10 protein-coding genes are annotated in these 20,378 nt (G+C 62.9%); 6 read left to right on the forward strand and 4 right to left on the reverse strand.

The window, feature by feature from the left end:
* Positions 1–166: 166 nt before the first annotated feature.
* The gene (locus VNH11_12995; protein ID HVA47278.1) at positions 167–2,335 is read right to left on the reverse strand and encodes a BatA domain-containing protein; all 2,169 of its coding nucleotides are present in this window, start codon (positions 2,333–2,335) and stop codon (positions 167–169) included.
* A gap of 170 nt (positions 2,336–2,505) precedes the next feature.
* On the opposite strand from VNH11_12995, the gene VNH11_13000 reads away from it, so the two are divergent.
* Positions 2,506–7,659, forward strand: coding sequence for a vWA domain-containing protein (locus VNH11_13000; GenBank protein ID HVA47279.1), 5,154 nt, complete (start codon positions 2,506–2,508; stop codon positions 7,657–7,659).
* Positions 7,660–7,680: 21 nt separating this feature from the next.
* On the opposite strand, the gene VNH11_13005 is transcribed toward VNH11_13000, so the two are convergent.
* Entirely contained in the window at positions 7,681–9,150 is a 1,470-nt protein-coding gene (locus tag VNH11_13005; protein HVA47280.1) for a hypothetical protein, read from the reverse strand.
* A gap of 311 nt (positions 9,151–9,461) precedes the next feature.
* Here VNH11_13005 and VNH11_13010 point away from each other — a divergent pair, with 311 nt between their 5' ends.
* The 5 genes from VNH11_13010 to VNH11_13030 all read left to right on the forward strand — a co-directional run bounded on the left by VNH11_13010 (position 9,462) and on the right by VNH11_13030 (position 17,438).
* Positions 9,462–10,883: a sigma-70 family RNA polymerase sigma factor gene (locus tag VNH11_13010; protein ID HVA47281.1), complete on the forward strand. Its 1,422-nt coding sequence runs from the start codon at positions 9,462–9,464 to the stop codon at positions 10,881–10,883.
* 152 nt (positions 10,884–11,035) lie between these two features.
* Positions 11,036–11,422 (forward strand): response regulator, encoded by a 387-nt coding sequence (locus VNH11_13015; GenBank protein HVA47282.1) that lies wholly within the window; start codon positions 11,036–11,038, stop codon positions 11,420–11,422.
* A 317-nt stretch (positions 11,423–11,739) separates the two neighbouring features.
* Positions 11,740–12,897: a fused response regulator/phosphatase gene (locus tag VNH11_13020; protein HVA47283.1), complete on the forward strand. Its 1,158-nt coding sequence runs from the start codon at positions 11,740–11,742 to the stop codon at positions 12,895–12,897.
* Positions 12,898–13,102: 205 nt separating this feature from the next.
* Entirely contained in the window at positions 13,103–15,148 is a 2,046-nt protein-coding gene (locus VNH11_13025) for a peptide MFS transporter (protein HVA47284.1), read from the forward strand.
* A gap of 253 nt (positions 15,149–15,401) precedes the next feature.
* Entirely contained in the window at positions 15,402–17,438 is a 2,037-nt protein-coding gene (locus VNH11_13030; GenBank protein ID HVA47285.1) for a glycosyltransferase family 39 protein, read from the forward strand.
* A 226-nt stretch (positions 17,439–17,664) separates the two neighbouring features.
* Here VNH11_13030 and VNH11_13035 read toward each other — a convergent pair whose 3' ends face one another.
* Together VNH11_13035 and VNH11_13040 are read right to left on the reverse strand one after the other, a co-directional pair.
* On the reverse strand, positions 17,665–18,429 hold the full coding sequence (locus tag VNH11_13035) for a DUF1573 domain-containing protein (GenBank protein HVA47286.1): 765 nt from the start codon (positions 18,427–18,429) through the stop codon (positions 17,665–17,667).
* Complete coding sequence (locus VNH11_13040) at positions 18,426–19,505, reverse strand: hypothetical protein (protein HVA47287.1); 1,080 nt, start codon at positions 19,503–19,505, stop codon at positions 18,426–18,428. The genes VNH11_13035 and VNH11_13040 overlap by 4 nt, the downstream gene beginning before the upstream one ends.
* Positions 19,506–20,378: the final 873 nt, after the last annotated feature.

Raw genomic sequence — 20,378 nt, forward strand, 5'->3', positions numbered from 1 at the left:
TGTCGCACGGACCCATTTATCTATTATCGTCGCATTTGTGGCGGACGCAAGGCCACGGAGGTTTGCGGCTGCTTGTCCATCGCTTAAGTAAAAACGCCGCTTGGAGATCGCCATGCCAACGCCGCGCTCGCGGCGCGCCCCCCGAGCCAAATCGACAGATGGGCATTTACGCTTTCCGCTCGCTGCGATAAAACCGGTTCGACATAAAATGTTCCACCGCCAGTACGAGGGCCACGAGCGCCATCAAGAGTGGAAACAGTTCGCGGCCGACCCGGCCCGTGCTCATCTGGCGGTCGATCTCGTCGCGGCTGCGGGCCAGGCGGAACTCGGTGTCGCCGAAAACCTGCTTCAGCCCGTCCTCGTCGGTGCGGCCCAGCTCGCTGGCGCTCGGCGGCAAGTTGACGCTGAAGCCGCGGTCGAGTCCGCCCTGCTTGCCGCCGGCCGTCACCTGATAGTTGCCCACCCAGGCCGTCGAAGTCACGACGATCGCTCGCTGCTTCGGATCGGCCGACTGGCGGTAGGTGTCGCCGCGCGGCGTGGTCAAGAGATAGGTCGTGTAGCGTTCGTCGGCCGACAGGCGAAGCACGGCGGCCTCGCCCGCCAGGTAGTTCAACTGCCCTTCGGTGCTGCCGGCCAGGTATGAGCCGACCTGCAGGACCAGCATGAAGTAGGGCCAGTTTTCCAGCCCCCGCACCAGCTCGTTCCACGGCTCATCGCCGGCGCTGTTGAGCATCGAAATCGGCGTGGTCATGAGCACCACGTGCCCCTTGCCGACCGGCCGCTCGACCAGCAACGGCTCTTTGTTGCACGTGGCCACCACGGCCGTCCCGTTTGGCCGCTTGTGCAACGGCCAGTAGCGATAGATCGGAAACGCGTCCCAAGGCACCGAGCCTTTGAGCGGCCGGAACTTGGCCACCATCGGATGCTGCTCGTTCGAGATCACCAGGTATTTGCCGCCGTCCGGAAAGTTGCGTGGGAATTTGCCCAGCTCGCCGGGCAACAGCCGCTTGGCCGCCGCCGATTGATAGCTCTCCGGCCGCGCCGCCGCTCCCAGAAAAATGCCCACGCCTCCGCCCGACTCCGCATAGCGGTCGAGCTGGTTCCAGACATCGTCGTCGAGCGCGCCGGGATCGACCAGCGCCACCACCGCATAATCCTCCAGCGACCGTTGCGATAGCTCGCCGAACGAGACCACGTCGCACTCGAACTGTGCCCGGCCCGTCTGCCGGAAGCCGTCGGGGGCCAGTGCTTCCGTGAAATAGCGCGTGCGTTCATAGAGGGGCGGCGACGAGGCGACAAGGACTTTCCAGGGCGGCTTGACGTCGAGGGTGAACCAGCGGCGGTCGTCGGCGGCCAGACCGTCGGCACCGACCAACCGCACGAAGCCCTGGTGCGTGCCGGTGTCGAGCGGGCCGAGCGAAAACTCGGTTCCCTGGCTGGCGCCCGACGCCACCGCGACGATGTCTTGGGCGCGTTTTTCTTCCTCGCCGCTTTCGTTCACCAGATAAACTTCCACGGCCCTTTCAGCGGCCAACCCCGTGCTGACGACTTCGGTGGTGAGCGACCAGGGGCGGTTGCGGGTGATCGACTCGGCCAACAGACGCAACTCGCCCAAGGCCAGGTTTTGCGGCTCTTTCACCCCCACGTCGATCACATAGATGCCCAGTCCCAGGCTCTCCGCCAGACGCTGACGCAGCTTGGCCGCGGCCCGCGGATCCCACTCGGCCTTGGTCAGGTCGGAAAAGACATACAGCTCCTTGCGTTCGGGCATCTCCTTTCGCTCCGGCTCGCCTTTCCTCAACAACTCGACCGCCTGCTCGATCACGTCCCATAGGTCTTGCGGGGCGGCGGTCGTCTCCAGCCGGCTGATGCGTTGCTGGGCGGCTCCCAGATCGACCTGAAACACGGGCTGGCCGGGCGTGGAATCGAGCACGGCCACCAGGCTGTCGGGCGGCAGTTGCTTGACGAGCCAATCGGCCGTCTCGCGGGCCTCTTCCAGCCGCGTTTTGTTCTCGCTTTTGTAGTCCATCCGCGGCGAGGTGTCGAAAACCATGGCCGCCGCCACCGGCGCTTCCTGATCGCCGATGAAACCGCTCGATTTGATGCTCGGACGCGCCAGGCCGAACGCCAGCAGACAAAGGACCGCCATCCGCAACAGCAGCAGCAGCAAGTGCCGCAACCGCATGCGGCGGCGATTGGCGATTTCTCGCCGCTGCACAAAGCGCAGCGCGGGAAACTCGAGGTGTCGCGGCTGCTGCCGCATCACCAGGTGCAGCACGACGGGCAGCGCCGCGGCGGCGGCGCCGAAGAGCAACGCGGGGGTGACAAAATCCATTCCGTTAGGTTACCGGGCCCAGTCGAGCAACGTCAAATAGACTTCACGCGGGCCCGCGGAGCCACGTGCTTGTCACTGACGCAGCCGTCTGCTTAGATAAGAGTGCCGTGGCGAGCCACGCTCCGCAGGGTTGCGGACCCTTCTGCCACGTTCCTTGAGAGGCACTCATCATGGCAGCAAACGACGCGGGACCGGGCAAGGATGACCAGGCACGCTCCCCACGGCGCGCAAGCTGGCGCGGCTCGGCGACTGCCACCGCCTCGCCCTCCGATTATCGCTGGCGCGACCGCGGCGAAAAAACCAACCGCGAAGTCGCCCAGCAGAACCTGCGGCGGCGAGTCAAACTGGCCTTGTTGACCAGCAGCGTGCTTGGACTCTGCGGCGCCTTCGCCTGGTATTGGCTGATGCGGCCCCGCGCCACGCCGCTGTTGGCGGTCAGCATCACGCAGTACGTCGCGCCGCTGCCGCCCAACAGCTTTGCCGCTGAAGACGTGACGCGGCTGTCCGAGGTGGCCAAGGCCGCCTCCCGCGGCAGCGGCATGTTGACCGTCAAGTCGTCGCCGACCGCGGCCGACGGCAGCGACGACGAGCGGGCCGCCTGGAACTCCAAATCGGCCGAGTCCCTGCTGAAGCAGGTGGGGCAATGGCTGGAGGGCGCCACGCCCGGCGGACCGGGCCGGCGAATGCTGGGCTCCGGCGGCACGGTGGTGCTCTACATCACCGGGCACGGGGCCGTCGATGAGAAAGGCCGCGCGTGCATTATTCCGGCCGACGCGGCAAAATCGCGCGCAGCAGCCGAACCCGCCTACTTGAAGTCCGACCGCTGGTTGGCCGTGGCCGACGTTGTGCAGCGGCTCGACGAAATACGGCCCGATGTCAAAAAACTGCTGGTGCTCGATTGCAACCGTCTCGACGCCGATTGGGCCATCGGCTTGCTCTACAACGGATTTGCCGAAGCGCTGCCCGCCGCACGGGGAAACGCCAAATCAGTGGCGATTCTCAGCGCGGCGCAGGCGGGCCAGCTTGCCTGGCCTGGCGTGGAGCTGCAAGGCACGCCGTTCGGCTTTTATCTCTCGCAGGCCTTGATCGGCGATCCCGCGGCCGACGACGATCGCAACGGCAAAATCTCTTTGCAAGAGCTCGCCCGGTTCGTCCGCACGCGCGTCTCGAACTGGGTCCGCGCCAATCGTTACGACGATCAGCTTCCGTTGCTGGTGCCCGAAGAGGCCGATTTTGACGTCGCTTACAACGATTTGGGCGCGGTCGATGTGGTTCAGCCGCCCGATGCGGCAAAGATTCAGAGCGAATTCAACGAGCTGCAGCCGTTGTGGAGTCAGCTCGATGATCTGTGGCGGGAGCACGAGCGGCTGCAAGGCCCGGTCGTAAACGAGTCTTCGCCGGTATGGTCGGAGCACTGCCTCGACTGGCACCGCTTTCAGCAGGAACTGGTGCGTTGCGGCTCGCTGCTGCTGGCCGGCCGCGAATATCGTGACGAATGCGGCGCCTGCCTTTCGCAATTGAAAGGCCTGGCCCAGAAGCTGAGCCAGCGGCGGCAGGAGGCGCTGCCCGTCCCGAGCTTGCCGCTGGCCCGCCGTTGGCGAAAGTTGCCGATCGACCCGTCGCTGCGCGAGGAGGTGGCCGGGTATCTTCAAGGCGAGAAGAAGAGTCCGTCCAGCGAGGTGAAGGGCGACTATTTCGTCCGCGCCGACGGCGTTTGGCAATGGCTGGCGACGGGCCGCGCGCCGGCGGGGCAGGACGGCCGCGATGCCGGCCGCAGGGCGGTCGATTTCGTCGACGCTCCGGCGCCGCCAGATAAATACGATGTCGTCGAAATCCGTTTATTGAAGTTGCTGGCGGACCATGCGCCCGATTCGCTTTGGAACCAGGCCGACAAGCAGCTTCTGCCGGTGCTCAAGCTCCGCGAATCGGCCGAAGAGGCGGCCGCTCCGCGCGACGTTCGGGCACACTATGCGCTCCGGCGGCGGGTCGAACGGGCCGATGCCGATCTCCGCCGTCTGGAAGACGCCCTGTTTATCAACGACGATGTCTGCAAACAGGCCGGGCCGTGTCTGGCGCGCAAGCAGGATTATGAATCCGCCCAGCGCGACGGCGAGCGGCTGGCCGAGATCCTTGCCAAGCGCGATCAGGCATGGGCCGAGTTCCCCTACCTCGCCCAGTGGCTGCTGCGGCGACCCGACACGCTCGACGGCGGCGACGTCGAGGCGATCGGCAAAATCTCCGAGACGATCGCCAGCCTGCGCGATCTCGACGTTCGTCTCGACGCCTATCTTGAAGGTTTCCTCCGCAATGACGTGGCGGCCGCGGGCCAAGAAGAAACCCTCGAAGAGCTGGAATTCGGCGCCGACAGGGTCGACGGCTGGCGAAGGGGCGTGGGCGTGAAGCTGCAGGACGCAGTCGATCGCGCGGTCGTCAAGGCGCGCGACGAAGTGACGCTGCGGCAGCTTGTCTCCCTGTTGGCCAGTCCGCTGGTGTCGGGACATAAGCGAATCGCGCTGCGGAGGCAGTACTCCGACGCCTTGCAAAAACCGCTGGCGTCGGCGGGAACGTCGGCCGCGACAAGCACCACGGGCACATCCACGCCGCCAACGGAATCCGGCGACGATAATGTCTATCTGCGGCGGTTGACTGCGGGCGACCATCCGGCGCTGGCGCTGGTGGGTTGGGAGGCGATAACGTCGAAGGAGCCCGATTCGAGCGGCAAACAGGCGGCCGAAGCGTCGTGGCTGCGGCTGGCGCGGCAGGGGGGCGACGTGCGGCAACGACTGCTCGAATTGGCCTCGGTCGGTGTCGTCGGGCCTCAACCGGTCGGCGACGATGCGGAGCCCGCGCCCGCCCGGTCGGTTTACAGCTTCGCAGAGCGACGGCTGCGGCCGGCGGCGGCTCTCTGCGCCTCGGCCGAGTTCGCCGCCAACGACCCCATCGACCGACTGGCCAGGTTCGACCTGAACGAGTTTTTGGCCTGGCGTGCCGAGCGCACGCTCGACGATTTTTGGGGTTCGGGCGACGAGGACCGTCCCGCGAAGCCCTACTTCGCCTTGGTGTTCGACGAGCTGCGCGATGCGGCCCGCAAGCTCGGTGGGGCCGATCAGACGGGCGGCAACGACCTGCAAGCCCGCTGGTCGCCCTTGAAGGACCGAGCGCAGCAGCTTGTCGCGGCCGCCGAAGAATCGGGCCTCGCCAAAGACCGCAACGACGTCTCGCGGGCGCCGGGCACCACCTTCCAGCGCAAAGTGCCGATGATCTTCACGCCGCAGTTGCCTCCGGGAGAAGCCGCGCTGTTTGTCCTCGATGGCGACAAGCGTCCCGTGCAAGCCCGCCGGACCGCGTCAGACCAGAGAGACTTTCAGGCCCGGTTGCCGGTGTCGACTGCCGGACAGAAGCAGCCCCAGACGGAAACGACGATCGAAATTCGCCGGGGCAGCGTGAGCGGCAAGTCGACCGACGCCGAACAAGAAGGTTCTGGTCGGCCCTGGTCCGTCGTTTGGTTCTATCGCGGCCACCGCAAGGCACGTCCGTTCAACCTCGTGGTCGAGCGAGAGGGGATCGAGATCGTCTACCAGCGGCGCGCGCAGCCCGTCGATACGACCGTGACCGTGACCGGCGACGACCTCAAGGAAGCCTCGATTGTGTTCATCCTCGACTGTTCGGGCAGCATGGGCGAGCCCGACGCCGGCGGCGGCGCACGGCGGATCGACGTGGCCCGTAACACGCTCGATGGCATTATCGAAGACCTTTCTCGAACGCAGCGGCTGCGCGTCGGCCTGTGGCTCTATGGACACCGGTTGGGACGCCTTGTGGCCGGCGGCCCTGTGGCAATCAATCCCAACTGGCAGCCTCCGCCGGCGAACCTGCCGATCGGCAACGACGTGGAGCAGGTGATTCCCTTGGTTCTGCTCGACAACGCCGCCAAACGCGAGTTTCAGAACAAGCTGCGTGGGGCAAAGCCGTGGGGCGAAACGCCGCTCTACATGGCGATCGTCGAAGCGATGAAGCCGTTTCATTGGCCGGCGGGCTCCGGCGCGCGGCACCTGGTGGTGATTACCGATGGCAAGAACGATGTGACGCAGCAGCAACCGCGGATTCTGGACAGGCAACTCATCACAGCCATGCAGGCCGACAAGCAGAACAAGGGTCGCCAGCCGATCAAGCTACACGTGCTCGATTGCACGCCTTTGCAGAATGCCGAGCTCCGCGGCCTGCTGGCAAATAACCGCCTGGGTCAATACATCGCGGTCGACAAGTGGCAGAAGCTGGAGCAAACCTTGAAAGACGCGCTCGGGCTGGCGGAATACGAGCTGCGGTCGCTCGATCCGCGCGAGGCCCGCACGCTGGGACCCGAGCCCCTGGGCAAACCGCTGGTGGTGCCGGGGCCGTTTCTGCCCGACCTGTCGCGCGAGTATGAGGTGCGAGTGCTCGACCGTCCGGCCTTGGCGCGCAAGGTGAAGCTGGAGGGCGAAGAGGCGTTGAGGCTGTCGGTCGAACGGCGGGGCAAGCAGGAACAGCTTGTGTTCGAGCGTTACGAGCCCGAGGGGCAATACGTGGCCGAGCAGTCGATCAGCCGCAAGACGCCGAACGTCGTGCCATTGGGAGCGGCCGACGACGAGTTTCGTCCGGTGATGTTCGACATCGCGGCCTACTCGCCGCAGTGGGAGGGCGGTGCGGCGAAGTCGAAGCGGCCCTTGCGATTTGCCATTTCGATTCAAGACGCGGGCGACCCGCCCGGCTTCAGCCCACGGCCGGCCGAAGCTTGGGTGGAAATCACGCCGCTGGCGGCCCAGGGCGCAGCCTCGGGCCCGTACCCGTTCTATGACTTGTTGTTCGAAGAAGAGCGGCCGGTGCCCGTGTTGCTGTGCCGAGTGCCGCAGTGGCCGGTGGCGGCGCGCGACGCCGAGATCCGTCTTTGGTTCAAGTTCGACCACATGAGGCCGTCGAAGGAAGTTGTGATCGGCAAAATGGAAACGCCGGTCGACGAGACGCAGGAACTGGTGATCCCCGGAGCGCCGGCGCTGCGATTGGGCGTGCAAACGGCCGACGAGGACGACGGCTGCCGGCTGGTGGTGACCGAGGAGCACCCGCCCGAGGACGCCGCCGCGGATTGGCTGCGCGTGCAGACGTTGGAGCCGCCGGACCGCGTGGTGCGCACCTTCAGCTACAGCGGGCGATCGGCGACGCACGTTTTTTACTTCCACGGCCGTCCGCGTTCGTCGCTGGTGAACGACAGGCTGTTGCTGACCACCAAGAAAGATCTCGCTCGCGACGCGATCGCCGTGGACAAAATCCCGTTGCGGGTGACGGTTGAATGAGACTGTGCAGGCAAGGCTTGGCTACTTGACGCGCAAGCGAGCGGCCTTGGCCAGCCGCGGCTGGGGCGCGCCGGCCCGCCACTGGACCGCCATCCAGTCGCCTACGAGACCTACGGGAACGAGCGTGCCCCATTCGCCATCCCGCAATGTGACGCCGCCGGGCGTCAAGCGGGGCGACAGCGTCTTTTCGATCCAGTTCCAGGCCAGGGCTTCGCACTGCTGGACGCCAATCATAGAGCAGGGACTGGCCGCGACGCTGTTTTTCAGCCGGTCGACGAGGGCCGAATGCACTTGCAGCGTAAACGCGCGGTTCTGCTCGTGACGCGGACGGCCGGGGGGCGCGCCCAGCGGGCCGTAGACCGCGCCGATTCGAAGCATCCGTGTTTCGGAGCAGAAGCGAATGCGGGTCCGCGCAGCGTGGCCGCCGACCATCGCCAATACAGGCGCCAAGGCGACTCGGTCGAGCCTCTTAATGAGAGCGTCGGACTCGCGATCCAGGGCCGCTTTGAGTTGCGTTTCAGCCTGCCGGGCCGAATCGCGTTCGGACGCCTCTCTTACGGCTTGCCAACGCCGCAGGGCAACCCGCCGCACGAGGCCGGCGGCGAGTCCGCGGCGGAACGCCGCGACGTTCGACGCCAGCGTTCGAGTCTCGGCGACACAGACCGCCGGCAGCACCTTCAAGCCGGCGCCGCTGAGCAGCAGCGGCTTTTCGGCACGAAAGCTCGTCAGCGCGCGCGCGGAGATTCGCGCCGGTCCTGCCCGGCCGATGGTCTCGGTGTCGAGGGTTCCGCGGACCACGATCCGCAACCGGGCCTGGTCGGCATACGGTTCGATCACCAGGTCGCTCGCCGCCCTGAGCCGTCCGCGGCCCGAGACCGGCGTGCCGAGGATCACGCTTTGCACGTGTTCCCAGCGGTCAATGCTTTGGATCACCGACTGCTCGAGATATTCCTCCGAAATATCGATCCAAACGTTCGGGTGGCTGTAATACTGCCGAATGGCCGCGACGAGCGGCCGGGCGTCGCTCGCATCGTCAAGCCAGCGGAGGTGCATGTCGATCGCTTCCGCCAGTTCCTCCGTCGGTCGATCGGCGTACCGCGGCAGCAAGGCCAGCAACGCGGTCAGTCGCGCCCGCAACTCGTGCTTGTGCGCCGCATCGGTCTTATGGGAGACCAACCGCGCCGCTGGGCGAGCGCGCGCGTGGGGCCGCCGCAAGATCGAATCGGCGACGGACACAAGTTGCCGGTCGGCGGGAAGACACTCCCAGGCCAACCACCCCTGCAAGCCGCTCCGCAGTTCTAAAAGCGGCTGGGCCGACAGAGCCGATGCATCGCTCGATAGCCGGCGAAGTGATCGTCGGATGACCGAAAGGTCGGGACGCTCTTCGTCCAGCTCGCGCCGCAACGCGTCGGTGCCGAGATAGTTGCGCCAGGCGCGACCATGTTCGCTCGTCGACAGCCACCGTTGCGTGCCGTCCAAAGCGGCCCGCACCACCTCAGGGCCAACTTGCTCTGCGCCCGGAGCCCATGCGGGCGTCAACCCTGCCCAGACAACGATGGCAGAAAGGCAAACATTCCTCATAGCGCGAAAGCTGACGCATTCTTAATGCCAAACGAATGTTCTGTCACTCGTAGCCCGCTTGCTCCGCAAGCGGGAGGGCCTTCCAGTTGGGGGGATGCGGCCCGAAGCAATGCCGTTCCGCTTGCGGAGCAAGCGGGCCCACGTGCGTCTCAATTTTGGAATTCCCTGTCGTTTCCCCGGCCCGGCCGGTGTGGCGCGCCACGTGCTTATATGCTTGCTCCATGAGATCGACGTACGAGAACAACGACTCGCTTCAGGCCTATCTTGACCAGATGGGGAGGTTCCCGCGGCTGACGGCGGCTGAAGAGTCGGCCGCGGCAGACCGGCTGGTGGACGCGCGCCGGCGGCTGCGGACCTGCCTTTTATCGAGCGATTTCGTTCTTGAAAAGGCGGCCCGCTTGCTTGAGCGCTTGCAACAGCGCGAGTTGCGGCTCGACCACACGATCGGATTTTCGACCAACGACGCCGCCGAGCGGCAAAGGGTGACGGCGCTGTTGCCGACGGTCGTCGAGCGGCTTCGTACCGTTTTGCGCGACAACCGCCGCGATTTTGCACAGTTGATGCGCCGCGGTTTGCCCGTCGAAGAGCGGCGGGCCGCTTGGCGGAGGATGGCGGCGCGGCGCCGCACGGTCGGGTCTGCGGTCGATCAGATTGGCATCCGCACGCGGCATTTGCAGCGGTGGGAACAGCAGTTGGAGTCGCTGGCAATGGAAGTCGAGTCGCTCCGCCGTCGCGTTACACCCGTTCAGACGTCGGGCCCCGATGCCGTGACACCCGATGCCCGGACAAAAGAGGAGCGGCGACGGTTGCATGCCCTGCTGCGAGAGACCGGGCAGCTTCCTGCGACGCTTGGCCGGCAAATCGAGTCTTGCCGGCGGCACGAGCGCGAGTATGAGGAGATCAAACAACACATCGTTTCCAGCAACCTGCGGCTGGTGGTGGCGCTGGCCAAGCGCTATCGCCGCCGCGGCGTCGGCTTTCTCGACCTGATCCAGGAGGGAAACGCCAGCCTGCTGCAGGCGGTCGACCGCTGGGACCCGAAGAGGGGCAAGTTCGCCACCTATGCCACCTGGTGGGCGCGCCAGGCGATGAAGCAAGCGGTCCGTTTGCAGCCGCGGACGATTCGCCTGCCCGAACAGGTCGTCGAGCGCTTGCGCCGCATTCAAGGCGCCGCTCGCTCGCTGGTGCAGCAGCACGGTTTCCATCCCGACGTGGAGACGCTCGCCAGCAAGGCCGGCATGTCGACCGAGCAGGCGGAGCGGATGCTGCGGGTCCATCGTGAGCCGTTTTCACTCGATCAGCCCTTCGATGAAAACAGCGAGGCGGCCATGGGAGAACTGATCGTCGACCCCCGCGCGAGCGCCTTTGCCGAAGATTTTAGCCGCGAACAGCTCAAGTCGCGTTTGGCCGACGTGCTCACCGAACTCAATGAGCGGCAGCGGACCGTGATCAGCCTGCGATTTGGCCTGCTCGACGGGTCGCAGCGGACCCTGGACGAGGTGGGCAAGCTCATGAGTCTGACTCGCGAAGGGGTGCGGCAAATCGAGCTCCGCGCCGTCGAGCGCTTGCGCCATCCCACCCGCAGCCGTCTGTTGCGGGGGTTTCTCGACACCGACGAAATACATACAATGAACCGTGGATAAGCCGGGCGCGGTCAGCCGTCGCCGGCAACGACGTTGTGAGAGCTCCTCGCGTCTGGGCGGCGCCGGGAGCATTTTTTTGCGCAAGCGCATCGAAGTTCCGGCGGATCCGCCGCAGGCCCGTTGCCTCCGTTGGAAAGGGGCGTGAAGGTCGCATGCCACATTCACTGACTGTCAGCATCGCCGACGACGAGCCCGCCGTGCGCCATACGCTCGAGCGGATGCTCGTTGCGTTGGGCCATACCGTGCTTTCGCTGGCCGAGAACGGCCAACAGTTGCTGGACCAGTGCGGGCAGGCGCGGCCGGAGTTGGCCATCATCGATTTGGAGATGCCCGTGCTCGATGGACTGGCCACGGCCGAGGAGTTGCGATCGCTGGCCCCGGTGCCGATCATCTTATTATCGGGTCATCCCGACTTCCAGCAGGTCGTTCGCAGCCAGGAGCCGATCGAGGTCTATCTGGCGAAGCCGATTACGTTGCGCGATCTCGACCGCGCGATCCAAGAGGCGTTGGCGCGGATTAACGGCGGCCAGCCCGTGTGACGGGAGGGGGGAAGGAGAGACGGAGCGAGGGAGAGACGGAGCGAAGGAGCAGTTCCTCATCACCGACGTTCCAGGCGATGCCCGCCTGCGAGCCGTTGCGGACCGCGACCACGACCGCTCGCCGCCGAGCTTTTCCGCCACATGGACATCCTCGATATTGTCCCTCCGCCGCACCGGATGTTCGTCAGCCCGCGCCCCCGAACTACGTCCCTCAGTCTCTCCATCCCTCCGTCTCTCCGTCTCTCCCTCTTTTTCCAGAGGGAGCTATAATACGCGCTACCCGTTCCAGCCCCACAGAACTCGCACAGGAGGCCCCCGTGGTCCCGCCAGTGCTGCACGTTTTGCTGGTTGAGGATAACCGGCTCGACGCCGTGGTCGTCATGCGCTGCTTGGAAGAAAGCGCACACGAGTCGTTCGCCACCGAACACGCCGATTGCCTGGCGGCGGGGCGCAACCGTCTCGCGCAGGGTGGCATCGATGTGGTGTTGCTCGATCTGAACCTTCCCGACAGCATGGGCATCGCGACGCTCTCCAGCTTGCTGAACGACCGCGCCACCGTGCCCGTCGTCGTGATGACGCGCCTCTCCGACGCCGAGCTCAGCTTGGAAGCGATCCGCAAAGGCGCGGAAGACTATCTGTTCAAGGACGAACTGACCGGCCCGCTCGTGCGTCGCACGCTGCGGCACAGCGTCGAGCGGTTTCGCACCCGGCAAAGCCTGCGGGAGAAAGAATCTCAGTTGCAACTGATGGCCGACGAATTGCAGTTGGCGCGCAAGATCCAAGAAGGGATGTTGCCGCGTCCGGTCCCGGCGCAGTTCGGGTTCGACGTCGGCGGCTGCTGCTCTTCGGCCGACGCGACGGGCGGCGATTTCTTCGACTATCTTTCGCTTTCCGACGGCACGCTGGGGCTGATCGTCGGCGATTCGAGCGGTCACGGACTCGGCTCGGCACTGGTGGCCGCCATGACGCAGGCCTCGCTGCGGACCATGGTGAGATTGGAACAGCCGGTCGATCTGGGGGCCATGTTGGCCGCCTGCAACGAGCTACTGTGCGATGAGACGGGCGACGAACGGTTTGTGACCGTCCTGTTGGCCAGCATCGCGCCGCGCTCGCGGTTGCTGCTTTATACCAGTGCCGGGCACCCGCCGGGCCTGGTCGTATCGAACACGGAACGCCTCAAGGCGATTCTGCCCAGCACCGACGTTCCCTTGGGGATTCTGCAACACGCCTCGTTCCCGCTGGGCGAGGCCGTGATGCTCGAACCCGGCGATGTTGTGATCTTCGCCACCGACGGTCTCCTGGAAGCCATGTCGGACGACCGGGAGCTGTTTGGAACCAGGCGGGTTTTGGAGGTGGTCTTTGCCCACTGGGCGCTGGACGCCCAACGAATTGCCGTCGCGCTGTGCAAGGCGGCCCGCGAGTTCGGCGGCGCGCCGCAGCAAGACGACATTACTGCACTGGTCATCAAAGTATAGCGCGCTAGTGCATCGTAGGGTGGGACCAGTGAGCTTGCGAGCGCCGGCCCACCAGAATCGGCAAGGTCACTCTCGGTGGGCCGGCGCTCGCAAGCTCGCTGGTCCCACCCTACGTGACTACCGCGTTTCGACCGCGGCCTGGCCAACCTCTGCCCTAGCCACCGCGTGTCGGTTACATTAGGCGTTTTCCTACGGAGAACGCTGCATGTCGACCGCCGAGCCGCAACGCGAGACGCTCTTTGGCCACCCCGCCGGCCTCTACACGCTCTTTTTCGCCGAATTGTGGGAGCGGTTCTCCTACTACGGCAATCGCGCCTTGCTCGTGCTCTATATGACCAAGGGCTTCTTGGGCTACGAAGACAGCGACGCGTTCACCGTTTACGGCGCCTATACCGCGCTGGTTTATATGACGCCCTTCTTCGGCGGCATGCTGGCCGACCGGCTGCTGGGGCGGCGCCGCGCCGTGATAATCGGAGGCGTGTTGATGGCGCTGGGCCAATTGATGCTGACCGCCAGGTTTACCTGGGCTTTCTTTGGCGGCCTGGCGCTGCTCATCGCGGGCAACGGCTTCTTCAAGCCCAATATCTCCACCATCGTGGGCTCGCTCTATGCCGAGCGCAGCGGCAAGCGCGACGGCGGCTTCACCATCTTCTATATGGGCATCAACCTGGGCGCCGCGATGGCGCCGTTGCTCTGCAGTATCGTCGGCGAGAGGTACGGCTGGCACTACGGGTTTGGCCTGGCCACCATCGGCATGCTCACCGGCCTGGCCATCTTCGTCATGCCCGGCATCCTGGCACGACTGCTGATCGCGGGCGGCGCCGCGGCGGCGGCCTACGGATTGTGCATGTATCACCCTTCCAACCCGGTGGTGATCGGCATTTACGTGTTTGTGGCACTTTCCGTTTTGGCGGCCGCGGCGGTGTCGTGGGTGGCGATCGGCCGAGGCGGTCTGCCGGAAAGCGCGGGGGCGCCGCCCGCCGGCAACCTGCTCGACAAACGCGTCTTGGGCCCGATCACCGCCAATGCCGCCGTGTACCTGGGGACGCTGGCGGCGATTCCTTTGCTCGCGCTGCTGGTTTCCGGTTTCGCTCCGCTCCGCAAGGAAGGAACGGCGTTGGTGCTCATTCCCGACTCGTCGGTCAAGGCGTTGGAAAAGAGCGAAAGCCCGGTCCTTCGCGTCCTGGGTCAGGTCGCCAAAGAATCGAGCAAGCCGGCCGGACTCGTGCTGGCACTGGCCGGCCTGGCCGCGGGAGTCTACTTGGTGATCGAAGCGTTCCGCCTCGACCGCGTGCCGCGGGAACGCCTGTTCGTGGTCTTCGTGCTGTTTTTCTTCATCATGCTGTTTTGGGCCTTTTTCGAACAGGCCGGCAGTTCGCTTAACCTGTTTACCGATCGCAACGTCGATCGCGTCATTGAAAGCGGTAAGGCTCTCACGATCGGCGAGGCCGATGTCGGGAAAACGCTGACCTTGGAGCCGACGCAAGAACAGCTTGGCTACAGCAACGGCGACAAGCTTTTTACGATGGACGTGCTGGACCGCCTGCGCGCGGAGGCCGCTAAGAGCGATCGTATCGCAGCGGTGGGCTCCGCTGCCGCGAAAACGAATGCGGAGGACGTGCGCCTGGAGGTCCCCTGGAAAGTGGCGCCCGACAACGTCGGCATGCGCGTGGCGCGCAGCAACGATGAGATTCCCACCAGCGCCTTTCAATCGGTCAATGCCATCTTCATCATCGTGTTCGGCCTGCTCTTTACCGCCGTCTGGAACTTCTTGGGATCGCGGGGTCTCGAGCCGAGCACGCCGTTCAAGTTTGCTCTGGGGCTGCTGCAGCTCGGCTTGGGCTTCGTCAGTTTCTGGTATGGCGCCCGCGAGGCCGACGCACGCGGAATCGTGAGCATCGGCTGGCTGCTTTTGGGCTATCTGTTCCACACCACGGGCGAGCTCTGCTTGTCGCCCGTCGGGCTGGCCATGGTCACCAAGCTTTCGCCCAGGCACCTTGTGAGCACGGTGATGGGCGCTTGGTTCTTGTCGACGGCCTTTTCGCTGTATCTGGCGGCGATCATTGCCCAGTTCACGCGCGTCGAGCAAGTCGCGGGTCAAAAGGGCGTCATGCCGCCGCCCATCAAGACGGTCCACACCTACGGCGCCGTGTTTGGCCACATCGCCGTCGCCGCCATCATTTCCGCGGTCATCTGCTTTGCCCTGGTGCCGCTGTTGAAGCGCTGGATGCACGAAGAAAGCGATTTATGAAGCTGCGAGAGTGAGATTCTCGTCGGCGGTCTCGCCGCGCCTCGGCATGGTTCAAGACCTCAGCGTCTCTCGGGACCGCCTGGCACGGGGCTGGTCGGTGGCCGCCCCGCGCCGTAAACTCAAGCCAACCATGCGGCAGCGCCATTCAACCCACCTGGTAAGCACTGGACTTGCCGCGTCTCTCTTCGTAATCTGTCGTATGGTTGGCGTAACCTTTCTTGCGCCGCGGTGTGGTGGATGCTGAGGAAAAGATGTGAGTCATTGCGTGGTTTTCCGCATTCGTGGGCGAATCGAGCGCATTGCCGTCGTCTTGCTTGCGGTGCATTCGGCGCTGTTGGCTTGCAGCGCATTCATGCATAGCCCCACACTGAACGAGCCGGCCCACTTGGCTGCGGGTATCAGCAATTGGCAGTTCGCGCGATTCGACGTTTACTGCGTTAATCCGCCATTGGTGCGTATGCTGGCCAGTGTCCCGGTTCTGTTAAGCGGGATGGAGACCGACTGGCGCGCCTATCACGAAGGGCCGGGCGCGAGGCCGGAGTTTTCCCTGGGCGAAGCGTTTGTCGAGGCCAACGGCGAACAGGCGACCAAGTTGTTTGTGCTGGCTCGCTGGGTGTGTATTCCGTTTAGCTTGCTGGGCGGGTGGATATGCTATTGCTGGGGTCGGGAGTTGTGCGAGGACGACAATCCCTCGACCTCCCCTTTCGCAACGGGAGAAAGGAAGCTGGCGGGATTGCTAGCGCTGACCCTGTGGTGCTTCTGTCCGAATGTCCTGGCACACGGGGCACTTATTACGCCGGACATTGGGGCCACGGCTTTGGCACTGGCGGCGTGCTATGCGTTTTGGCGATGGCTGAAAGAACCGACATGGTGGTGGACGTTTTGCAGCGGCTTGGTGCTGGGTGTGTCGCAACTGACCAAGTTGACACTCGTGATCTTGTATCCCCTGTCGATCCTGTTGTGGGTGGTGTATCGATGGGTAAAGCAGCGGGAATGTAGTGGTTGCACTTCCTTAGACGAAGCTAAGAAGCGCTTTCCGCATACACTCCCCGAGGACGGCGAGAAAAAAACGCTGCTTTCATCGCTTGGTGCGAGGCAGTCGTGGTGGCTGCACGAGCTAGCTATGCTGTTCGTGCGGGCGGTGATTGCGGTGTACATCGTCAACTTAGGCTATTTCTTTGAAGGGTCCCTCACTCGTCTTGGAGACTTTCGATTCGTGAGTGCGGCGCTTCGCGCGGAGCCGGACCATGATAAACCGCGGCCGGGGACTGGAAACCGGTTCGCCGATTCGTGGCTGGGCGGTTTGCGCGTGCCGTTGCCGAAAACCTACGTGCTGGGGATCGACCTACAGATGCGGGACTTCGAGAGCTACGGAAGGCCCTCGTATTTGCGCGGTGAATTTCGCGAAACTGGATGGTGGTATTATTACTTATATGCGCTGGCGGTCAAGGTGCCGTTAGGAACCTCGGCGCTGGTCATTCTGGCGGCAACCGCCGGCGCCTTGAGGAAAACCCTAGCCCCTCCCCTTTGTGCAGGGCGATGCATAAGCTGGCGAGATGAGTTTACTCTCCTTGCGCCCGCGATGGTGATCCTGGCGCTCGTCAGCTCGCAGACAGGATTTAGCGAGCATATGCGGTACGTGCTACCGTGCTTTCCGTTTGTGTTCGTGTGGATTGGACGTGTAGCATTCGTATTCACTCGGGAGTGGTGGCACAGCGGTCCCTCCATGCGCAAGGAACGCGATATGGCAAAGCGATCCACCGCCATGGGGCGGCGGGCGGTCACAGGCATGGCCGCAGCGGCCCTGATCTGGTCCATCGGCAGCAGCTTGTGGGTCTATCCGCACAGCTTGTCCTATTTCAACGAGTTGGTCGGCGGGCCAATGGGCGGGCCGAAGCATTTAATCAACAGTAACTTGGACTGGGGCCAAGATCTGCTGTTCCTGAAAGATTGGCTACACGATCATTCGGAGGCGGGGCCATCGCAACCGCGCCGAGCGCCGATCAGCCTTATCTACTTCGGCTACTTTAACCCACGGCATGCAGGTATCGAATACACGGTGCCCGACGCACTAGTGGAGCGTCAGGACGGGCCTGTGCCGGTAGAGGTCATACCGCCCGGATGGTATGCCGTGAGCGTCAATTTCGTGCGCGGATATCCATGGTTTGTTTACAAGCCTGATGGGACGAAGGCAGGCGTAAGCCAGAATGCGCTAGCAGCGTTTCAACGACTCAAGCCCGTTGCGATCGCGGGATACTCGATCTATATCTACAAAGTGGAATTGCCTTAGCATTGGGATTTCAGCCGCAGGCCCTCGTGGAGCGGTGAGCCGTGTCATCCGAGGTAATCGATCACGATCGACGCGTCCACGTCGGATAAGCGGCGCTGCGAACCGGCCGAGCCGCCAGGCGCTCGGTGAAGCGCGTGCGCTTATCGCTCCTCAGCGCTCGATTGATCATGGCTCGCTTAATCGGGAATTCGTCAAATCCGATAAACAGCTTTTCTCTTGCGAACATTCATCGTTGGATTGATATCGCTTCTTTACGGTCCTGAACAAACCCTACAGCGGAAACCGCCTGCTCAAAGCACGAGGCACCGGTGTCTTTACTGAGGGAGATGCTCATTTCGGCCGCAATGTGCTCGCGCGGAGCGTTCGTTCCTAGCTCCAGGTCAACAATCCACTCGCCGCGCAGTTTGTCGTGCGCTTCTTCTTTCACAGTGAGCCAATTCGCATGCGTATCGACATGCAATGTCATGACATCAGACCGATTACCCGGGCGGCCCGAATCAACAATGTATAAACGTCTCGTCGCCGGCAGATTTGCTGGCGCCAACACCCCAAAATCCACGAGGCTTGGAACGACAGTGAAGCCTGCCATTTCCTCAATGATAACCGGTATCACCAGGATCGGTCTTACCTTGTCGTTTGTCGCGATCGCAATCTTTGCGATTTGTCCCACATTCATTCCGTGCCGGCCGGTTACATCAATCCGGAGCTCCGCGCACTCGTTAGGAGGCACACTTGTTCTGCTAACCGAGGTCCTCGAACAACCGCATGTCGACGATACCGACTCGATCTCAAGCGCAAGGTTTCCATTATTGCGAATCTTGACAGTTCTGCTGACTGTCCCTCCCACCGAGAGCGTTTTTATCTCAATAACATCCGCATCGAGAAAGAGAATCGGTCTTCTAGCAACGGGTGACCCGACCGCGTAGGCAATGCAGCCGATTGCTGCACCCATCACGGCATATACGATGGAGGCGCGCCTTTGAGGGATCATGGCAGTCGTTTCGCTTTGCGCACAAATGGAACGATTATCAATAAAGCAATCAGCACAGTCAATATAGCAATATTCACGATGACAAATGCAGAAATGGTACGTGACTTCGGTGGTTCTACAGGAGTTCCTCCTTCCTGAAGAATCCTGATGGACCCTGTCGTCACACTTTTCATAGTCCCGCGGTCCCTGTCAAAGATCGTGTCCACCACAGGAAAGTCCTTTGAATCCAATGTAAATTTGCTTTCTTCAATCTCTTCGTTTATATGTAAACTATCTGCATGTATACTGTAGAGGAGCGTCTGCGCCGGATAGGCGGTCCCGTGTGACGCCAGAGCATAATGGACGATCAACGGAACAAAGGCAATGCCGGCTTCGCCTTGCCCCCGCTGGAAATTGTCGGCAGAACACCGTTCGACAACCTCGCCATCCGGGTTGACGGTTTCCCACGAGATTGGATAATAAGCATGCTGTGGATCAAAATGAACCCGAACGGAAACGCGCTTGTTGTTTTGAAAGACAATGCTGTACACGTCTGCATGCTCTTCCGGGACAGCCACCGGGCCGGTGGTGAGCCGTAACAACTTGCTCCACACTGCTGGATCACGCATAGTACTCCATCGAAAATCCGGCTCCGCGATGCGAAGCCATCGGTAGCATTGCTCGATCGGAGTCCAACATGGACCGGACTGGAGATCGCCGCCCAACGGCTGCCTGGAAAATGCCAAGTACTTTCCGGTTGTGTCCACTTCTTGGTATAGCGAGTCATCAAAAGCAAAGATGGTCACGCCGTCATCCGCGACTCTCGCCTCTTTTCCAATTGGGAGATTGCCTTCGAATCGTACCTTGCTTCCTTTTGCAAAAAATCGCAGCGTGCTCGACGGATAACAGCTTACGTCCACCGCGAACGACACTGTCTGGAGATGAAAGGCTTGCTGTTGTGCCGCCTTGAGAATATCCGCGGCCGAGGGTGTCGCTGCCCAACCGTATGTTTTTGTACACACAAACGACAACAGACAAACCAACACCCAGAACGCCCTTAGCGGAGGGAGTGAACGACGAAAAGGCGCGGTCATCATCGTAGGTTTACTTTGTTCGCGAAAAGGGCTTTCTGAAAGTAGTCGCTTTCTACGGCCTCGGGCCAGCGGAAGGGAGCTCCTCGCAGTGCGCATACGTTACGTAGTGCATCGCCACCTCGATGCAAGTGGCCCACTCAATCGGTCAGCCCTTTTGGACTAGTGGACGCGCATCGCTCAACGGCCCACTTCGCTTTCACGAAGCAGGACGTTACAGTTATAAAGCTCGCGACGCCGCATGCACAGATTACGTGGTACCGACAGCCGTCTCGGCAAGCGGGAGAGCGAGCCGCGGAGACGCGCGAAAGGCAGGCCTTTGGCAGCCGGGGCGGCTTTCACGCTCCGCACGGAACCTGCTGACAACCACCGTTTACACCGGCGTTGCCGCCACATGAATAATTCGAGATCACATTGCCGCAGACATACTTTAGCTGGAGGGGATCCCAATACTCCTGCCTCAGTCGGCCGCAATTACTTGCTTGCGTGTTTAAGCTGTCCGTCGCGTTACCCGGGGGATTGCATGCGGTGATGCCAGCGACCTGCGTTTGGCAACAATATCCCGGGTACGGTCCGGGATCCTGCCCTCCGTTTAAAGGGCCCCAGGCAGAGCAAGCCACTAGGTTGCCGTAGCACGCGTCGGCGTAGGCAATACCACGACAGGCAAAGAACACCGCAAAGGCGGAGAAAATAACTACAAACGGCGCTAGAAATGTCCTCATTATTGTACTCTCCTTACTTAGTTCAAGTTTCGCGGTTTTCGCGAGGCAGTTTCGGTCAAATTGAAATCGGCCTCCATGCCAAAAACGGGTAAACCTGTGGTGCGTCAAACATCCCAGGCAACCCGCGGCAAGGAGGCCGAACATGCAAGTTACTTCA

Source organism: Pirellulales bacterium, assembly GCA_035533075.1.
In the GTDB taxonomy this organism is placed as follows: Bacteria; Planctomycetota; Planctomycetia; order Pirellulales; family JAICIG01; genus DASSFG01.